This window comes from Rugamonas sp. FW305-51 (assembly GCF_058786935.1).
Genome location: NZ_JBYSZG010000051.1, coordinates 35,179 through 41,916, shown reverse-complemented (window position 1 = coordinate 41,916; position 6,738 = coordinate 35,179). Strand labels below are relative to the sequence as shown.

Here is a 6,738-nt window from a genome sequence, read left to right as displayed (position 1 = left end):
CCGCCAAAGCCGGCCGGATCGGCCGTGTAGGCATCGGTGGCGCCGTCGCTGTTGTTGTCGAGCCCGTATTCGAGCTGCAGGTTCTCGATGCCCTCGGCCAGCGGCACGATGGCCACCGACAAGGTGCCGCCGTTGTTGATGATTTCGGCCCGCTTGAGGGTGGGGATGCCGTCGCCGCTCTTGTCGTTGTTGGCGATGAAGTAGACGTGGATTTCCAGGTAGCGCACGGCGGCCGCCGTGCCGCTGCCGGCCGTGGGCGTGCAGTCGCGCCGGTGCCGGGTCATGGTGGCCATGGTGGGGCCCAGGGCGTAGAAGTCGGCGCTGCTGCCCGAGCCCAGTTCGCTCAGGTTGCCGCACAGGGAAGCCTGGAAATACGGGGCGCCGGCACTGTTGACTTCGCAATTGGGGTCGTCCACCGTGCAGCTGCTGGCATGGCGCACCACCACCATGTCGGTGCCGGTGCGCACGTCGGGCACGCAGTTGAGCTGGCCGCCGGCAGCGTTGTCGTAACCTTGCACATACAGGGGCAAGGCGCCCTGCAGGTCGGCCAGCACCACCGAGCATGGGTCGGGCAGGGCGGCCGGCAGGGCCAGCACGGTGGGATCGAACTCGCCGTAGTAACCGGCGTTGCGCAATTCCTCGCTCAGCAGCTGGACGGCGTAGCGCCCGTTCTCGATCTGGCGGTTCGATTTTTCCAGTTCGGACTGGGACTGGCTGTTGGAGACAAACATGGTCGTCATGGCGGCCAGCACGACCAGGCCGATGACGGCCGCCACCATGATTTCCACCAGGGTGAAGCCTTGCTGCTTATGGGAAGGTCGGTACATGGCGCATCTCCTAGGAACAGGACGGCAAGCCGACGGTAACGTGCACGGCGATGGCGCGGCGGTAACTGTCGTTACCGTACAGGCCGGTGGCGCAAGTGAGCGCGGGGGCCACCGTCTTGTGCGCGCCTTGCCAGGTCACCGTCACCTGGTAGATCCCGGGCCGGCAGACGCCCTTGGTGGTGTCGGGGGCCTGCACCTGTTCCACGCAGCCACGCGCGCCCAGCATGGCGCCTACCTTGGCGCCGGCCTTCTGTTCGGCCGCGCCTTTCAGGGCGTTGCTCCACTCGCACACGTCGCGCGCGGCGCCGGCCGCCTGCGTGCTGCAATCGTCGGGCTGGCTGTCGCCGGTGCCGGCCGGCGCAGCCAGCACAAAGCCGACAGCATTGGCCTGGTTGGCCGCGATGCGTGCCGCCATGTCCTCCAGCAGCACGACGGCCTGGGCTCGCTGGTAAGACTCGATCGTACCGAGCTGCATCTTGCCCTGCAGCGCAGCCACGCCCAGCAGGCCGAAGGCAAGGATGACCAGCGTGACCAGCACTTCGATCATGGTGGTGCCGCGCATGCGGCGCGGGCAGTGCGTGCGGTGTGGGCAATGGCGCGCCATGGTCAGCATCCTCCCGTTTTCAGATAGGGCCGCCCGCTCAGGTCCACCAGCACGCAGCGGTGCTCGGGGTTGCCCGTGGTGCTGATGTCGAAGCTGGGCGCGGTGTTGCCGCGCAGCCGGCCGTTGGCATGGAACACGATGCTGGCCGGCCCCGTCACCGTGGCGTGGGCGATGGCGCCGTGCTGTTCCAGCATGCCGCCAGCCGGGCCCGGGTTAAGCACGGCCCAGCCCGACTGCCACTGGCCGTCGCCCGTGGGCAACAGTGTGACGTCCATGCTGCGCTTGATCGCTTCGCTGCGGGTGCGCGTCAACACCGTGACCAGGTCGGCCGCGATACTCTTGCTGCGCTGGGTTGCGATCATGTGGTTGAACGATGGGGCGGCGATGGCGCCCAGGATGGCGATCACGCTCAGGGTGACCAGCACTTCCGGCAACGTGAAGCCGGCGCCGCGCACGCGGTGGCGGCTGCTGCAGGGGGGGACGGGCTGCGCGCGGCACATGGCATTACCACTTGTTGCTGGGCGACTTCAGGCCCGTGTTGTCGATGGTCAGTGCGCCGTCCGCCTGCTGGTTGGTGCCCACCACCGGAGTGGCGGTGATGGTGAAGGCGGGCGGAGGGCCATCCTGGACAGCGATGGTGATCGTGTATTTGGCGGCCACGGCGGCCGGCGTGGGCAAATTGAGCAAGGCCACGGTGCCGGCGTAGCTGCGGCTGTCGGCCAGGTATTGCTGTTCGCGCTGAGCCAGGTCGAGCAGGTAAGTCTGCGCCGCGGCCCGGTTGGACTTGACGATCTGGCTGGTGTAGGCGGGATAGGCGACGGCGGCCAGGATGCCGATGACGACCATCGCCACCAGCAATTCGATCAAGGTGAAGCCGCGCGCAAGCCGGCCACCGCCTCCATTCCGTTTCTGCTCGTGCATTGCCTGCTCCCGGTAGCGCGCCCCGCGCAAGCGGCGGCGGCGGCAAAATTAGAGTTCCTGCACTAAAGAGTAAGTCAATAGTCTGACATTTCCCTGAGGAATTACTGACAAAAGGCTGACGGCACGACTTTATTGTCAAAAGTGGTGACCGATTATCAATAACAATGCAACTGTCTTCATGGCAGGCGATGCCGGCCAGCCGGACAGCACGTCCAGGCCGTAGCGGCAACGTTTGCGCGCCATGGCCGCTTTGGGGACAAGTGATACGGGTTTTGGGCCAGAGGCGGGCTGGGCCCCCCACAGGCCAGTGCTGCCGGGGCACAATCGCTGTACGCAAACGTATCTTTGGAGCCCCGATGAAACCCGCCCAACCGCAACACCCCCTGCCCGGCCGCGCACTGCCGTCGGTTCGCCATCTGCCCGTCAGCCTGTTCGGCGCCGTCATGAGCGTGGCCGGGCTGGCGCTGGCCTGGCGCCTGGCCAGCAAGACGTATGGCGCCGACATCGCCGTCTCCAACACCATCGGCCTGGTCGCCCTCGCCATTTTCGCCGTGCTGGCGCTGTCCTACCTGGGCAAGCTGGTCAAGTACCCCGAGCTGGTCAGGCATGAATTCACGCATCCCGTGATCGGCAGCTTCTTCGGCACGGTGGGCATCAGCATCCTGCTGCTGTCGAGCGTGCTCGGCACCTACAGCGCCACGGCCCAGCTGGTGGTGTGGTCCATCGGCACGGCCATCACGCTGGCGCTGAGCGTGCTCATGATTTCCCGCCTGCTCAACGGCAACGCCGCGGCCACCAGCGTGGCGCCGGCCTGGCTGATTGCCGGCGTGGGCAGTCTCGACATCGTGGTGACGGGCGGCGCGCTGACGGCCGACTGGACCCATGAATTGAACCTGCTGGCCGCGGCCATCGGCAGCGTCAGCGCCCTCGTGTTCTTCGTGCTGATCTTCTCGCGGCTGGTGCATCACGAACCGCTGGCCGCGCCCATGCGCCCGTCCAAGATGATACTGACGGCGCCGTTCGCGGTCGGCTTCATCGCCTACGTCAACCTGGTGCACCGGGTCGACATGTTCGCGGCGCTGCTGTTCTACTTCGCCCTGTTCCTGTTCGTGGTCATCGGCTACCGCCTGGCCGTGAAACCGGCGCCGTTCTCCCCCTCGTGGTGGGCGATCGGCTTTCCGTTGGCGGCCCTGTCCAATGCCGCGCTGCTGTACGCGAACGCCGTGGGCGGCCAGGGCCTGGGCGTGATCGCCGTCCTGCTGCTGTTCTTGCTGACGGTAGCCATCGCCGTGCTGAGCGTGCGCACGCTGCACGCGCTGGCCACCGGCCGCATGCTGACGGCCTGAGGGGCAAGCCATGCTTACGCCACTGAAGCTGGGCCAGAACCTGGACGACTACGAGGACTTCTACGAGATGCTGAGCGAGTCGCACGAGGACCTGGACGACGGCCAGAGCAAAATGCTGAGCGAGCAGCTGATCCTGCTGCTGTCCAATCACATCGGCGACCTGGCGGTGTTGCGCCAGGCGTTCGCGCTGGCGCGCGTCCAGGTCGAACAGGCGCTGCCGCGCTGACGGCCAGCGCAACGGTGAAACTGCCGGCGGCAACGGCATAGTATGATGGGAGATCACTCTTCGCCGCCTGCTTCATGAACGACGCCCAATTCGACCGCCTGCACGACAAGATCGACGCCCACACCAGGGAAGTGGAGCGCTTTCACGGTGAGGTGGCGGATCTGTCCAGGCAGGTCGCCAATTGCGACCGGCTGGTCAAGCTGGCCAATGCCAGCCTGGGCCAGATCGACGAACGCATCGCCGAAGCGGTCAAGGTCAACGCCCAGGCCCGGCAGATCGCCGATGCGGCCGCTGCCGACGCGGGCCAGGCGGCGAGTGCCGCCACCACCACCGCCATCGGCGGGCTGATCGGTGCCATGCAGGCGGCCACGGCGGCGGCGCAGGACACCAGCACGTCGCTGAACGTGCTGCGCTACAAGACCGGCGGCTGGATCGCGTTCTACGCCGCCATCACCGTGCTGTGCTGCCTGGCCACCGGTTATGTCACCAGCCGGGTCTTGCGCGGCAATGCCCTCACGCCGGAGCAGGCCAACTACGTCGAGCTGGGCAAGGCCCATGAAGCCTTGCTGCGCAACGCCACCGACCGCGAGCTGAAGCAGATCACGGCCATACGCAACCGGCCGGCCAGGACCAAATAGCGCCGGCGTTGCCCCCCGCTTTGCCTGCGGCGCCTCCCAAGGGGCGCCCGGTGGTGCCCTGGTCGCGCGCTTGCGCTCACTGACCACATCGGCATGGGCTTCCCGGTGCGCAGCACAGGCACGAGGAGGCCCTCCTTCATCCTGCCGGCCTTGACGGTTGCAGCACGTTTGCCTGCATCCGCTTCAAGTTCTTCATCCGTTCCCGTTACTTCAACAATCACCGTCATTGAAAAAATACGGTTTGGCTTGCTACGGCCAGGACATGGATTTCGACAGTCCAGGCAAGGCATCGCGATGGCACGCAATAGTGACAATTGGATAGAAATTTCCACAAGGTAATATGTTATGCTAAAGTTGAAATTTAGTTAAATTTATAGCAAGTACATGCACCGCCTAAGGAAATGGCAAGTCCTCAAAGCGATGGCCGTGCCATGTCGGATACATGGTGTCGACCTTAACAGGAGCGCGAGATTTACTTGAAATCAATCCACAGCCCCCAACCTAACCGCTCCCGTCTTACGATCAAATTCATCGTTGCGGCAACTTCTACCGCAATGATCGCTGGCTGCACCACCGATCCACGCACGGGCCAACCTTCATTCAAGGAAACGTTTGCCAGTGACGACCCCTGCTCCAACAATGCCCGCAATATCGGCGTTGCAGTCGGTGCGATCGCCGGGGCCATCCTGGGCAACCAGGCCAAGCATTCAAACGGCGCCCGCCTGCTGGGCGCCACGGCGGGGGCCGCACTGGGCGGCTTGATCGGCCACGATATGGATCAGCGCCGCTGCGCGCTGGCAAAAATCGCCAAACAGTACGACCTGAATTTGAAGACCTCGACGGTGAGTGCCAACGGCACGGTGATCGACGATAGTCAGCTTAAGCGCAACCCCAACGCCGCCGCCATTCAGCAGCATTCCGTGGGCATGGTCGTGGCAATCAGCGATCAACCCGACAAAGGCGGTCATTTTGAAAGCAACTCGGATCAGCTGACCGAGCCGGCTCAGCGCTATTTTTCCGCTATTGCCGACTCCTACAACCTGCGGGTGGCAGCCAACAATATTGCCGATCCAGCGGCCAGGGCCGATTACATCGCGCAAATTTCCAAGCGAAAAATATTATTGATCGGCCATACCGACGATACTGGCAATTCGCGCCTGAATGCCGACTTGTCGGAACGGCGTGCCAGAACGGTGGCCAGCTATATGGAAAAGCGGGGCGTGCCGCGCGATTCGCTGCACTACCAGGGCGCGGGAGAAGCGTATCCGATCGCCGATAACGCCAGCGAAATGGGCCGCGCACAAAACCGCCGGGTGGAAATCGTGGAAGTTGCGGATGCGGCCAGCTTTGACCGTTTCCTGGCCGAACGCAAGCCACGCTATGACTTATATCGCACGGTCGAGTCCGCTTCCGTGCCGCGTCCTGCGGCCAGCACGCCCGCACCGGCCCAGGCCGCGACCAGCGCTCTCCCCCGTGCCGGCACTAGTCGTCCAGCCACGCCAGTGCTGTCCTCGTCCGGTGCCAAACCGGCTGTCCGCAATCCAGCGCCGGCAGCGCTTGCCGCACAGCCCACGGCAGTCGACACCGGCATCGATTTTGGCGGCACGCCGTTGCGCAACGCCATCGCTCTGGCCGACATCGGCACGGTGGAAAACCGGCGCCATAGCGTCTTCCAGCTCATCAGCGATGCCTATGCGGACGAGCCGCCCGTGATTGGCGACTGCACGCGCGACCGGCCGCGCCTGTCCAACGGGGTCAAGACGCTGGCTGACGGCAAGAGCTATCGTAGCAGCGAATTCCTGCCCGGCCTGTATGGCAAGACGTGGACCGAGCAAGTCAATGGCCATCAAGTGGTCTTGAACAAGGTTGCCGTGCTGGCCAACGATGGCGTTGCCGCCAATCGGCCGGAACTGAAGGTCTACGCCAATTACAACCCAGCGCGCAATGCCAATCCAACGCCGTCGTTGCAAGCCACCCCAGAGGTCAACACTTACCTGGGCAACAAGGGTTTGCTCTACCGTATGTTCTTGAACGGCAAAGCCGGTCTGAACTGTGTTGACGTGGTCTTTGCCAGCGAAGGCGGTGCCACGGCCAAGAGCGGGCGCCTCGTCTATACCCATGCCGCGCAAGTGCTGGCGGCCGATTTCAAACCCAAAATCTATCAAAAATAAAGGGA

8 protein-coding genes are annotated in these 6,738 nt (G+C 64.4%); 4 read left to right on the top strand and 4 right to left on the bottom strand.

The features are described 5' to 3' along the window. From AC3WOS_RS24575 to AC3WOS_RS24560, 4 genes are all read right to left on the bottom strand, one after another. The coding region (locus AC3WOS_RS24575; protein WP_492719428.1) for a PilW family protein at positions 1 to 827 on the bottom strand (827 nt) is incomplete at its 3' end. Between the two features lie 10 nt (positions 828 to 837). Continuing rightward, on the bottom strand, positions 838 to 1,431 hold the full coding sequence (locus AC3WOS_RS24570) for a type IV pilus modification PilV family protein (protein WP_492719426.1): 594 nt from the start codon (positions 1,429 to 1,431) through the stop codon (positions 838 to 840). A 2-nt stretch (positions 1,432 to 1,433) separates the two neighbouring features. Further along, the gene (locus AC3WOS_RS24565; RefSeq protein ID WP_492719424.1) at positions 1,434 to 1,931 is read right to left on the bottom strand and encodes a GspH/FimT family pseudopilin; all 498 of its coding nucleotides are present in this window, start codon (positions 1,929 to 1,931) and stop codon (positions 1,434 to 1,436) included. A 4-nt stretch (positions 1,932 to 1,935) separates the two neighbouring features. Next, entirely contained in the window at positions 1,936 to 2,352 is a 417-nt protein-coding gene (locus AC3WOS_RS24560) for a type IV pilin protein (protein WP_492719422.1), read from the bottom strand. A 356-nt stretch (positions 2,353 to 2,708) separates the two neighbouring features. On the opposite strand from AC3WOS_RS24560, the gene AC3WOS_RS24555 reads away from it, so the two are divergent. From AC3WOS_RS24555 to AC3WOS_RS24540, 4 genes are all read left to right on the top strand, one after another. After that, positions 2,709 to 3,698 (top strand): SLAC1 anion channel family protein, encoded by a 990-nt coding sequence (locus tag AC3WOS_RS24555; protein ID WP_492719421.1) that lies wholly within the window; start codon positions 2,709 to 2,711, stop codon positions 3,696 to 3,698. Positions 3,699 to 3,708: 10 nt separating this feature from the next. Next, positions 3,709 to 3,924: a DUF2783 domain-containing protein gene (locus AC3WOS_RS24550; RefSeq protein ID WP_492719419.1), complete on the top strand. Its 216-nt coding sequence runs from the start codon at positions 3,709 to 3,711 to the stop codon at positions 3,922 to 3,924. Between the two features lie 74 nt (positions 3,925 to 3,998). Further along, positions 3,999 to 4,562, top strand: coding sequence for a hypothetical protein (locus AC3WOS_RS24545; protein ID WP_492719417.1), 564 nt, complete (start codon positions 3,999 to 4,001; stop codon positions 4,560 to 4,562). A gap of 476 nt (positions 4,563 to 5,038) precedes the next feature. Then, positions 5,039 to 6,733, top strand: coding sequence for an OmpA family protein (locus tag AC3WOS_RS24540; protein ID WP_492719416.1), 1,695 nt, complete (start codon positions 5,039 to 5,041; stop codon positions 6,731 to 6,733). The last annotated feature ends 5 nt before the right edge of the window (positions 6,734 to 6,738 follow it).

Bases quoted from the DNA above. Each gene is read 5' to 3' on its own strand.
- AC3WOS_RS24570 (WP_492719426.1), bottom strand. From the start codon at position 1,431: ATGGCGCGCCATTGCCCACACCGCACGCACTGCCCGCGCCGCATGCGC.
- AC3WOS_RS24565 (WP_492719424.1), bottom strand. From the start codon at position 1,931: ATGTGCCGCGCGCAGCCCGTCCCCCCCTGCAGCAGCCGCCACCGCGTG.
- AC3WOS_RS24555 (WP_492719421.1), top strand. From the start codon at position 2,709: ATGAAACCCGCCCAACCGCAACACCCCCTGCCCGGCCGCGCACTGCCG.
- AC3WOS_RS24550 (WP_492719419.1), top strand. From the start codon at position 3,709: ATGCTTACGCCACTGAAGCTGGGCCAGAACCTGGACGACTACGAGGAC.
- AC3WOS_RS24560 (WP_492719422.1), bottom strand. From the start codon at position 2,352: ATGCACGAGCAGAAACGGAATGGAGGCGGTGGCCGGCTTGCGCGCGGC.
- AC3WOS_RS24545 (WP_492719417.1), top strand. From the start codon at position 3,999: ATGAACGACGCCCAATTCGACCGCCTGCACGACAAGATCGACGCCCAC.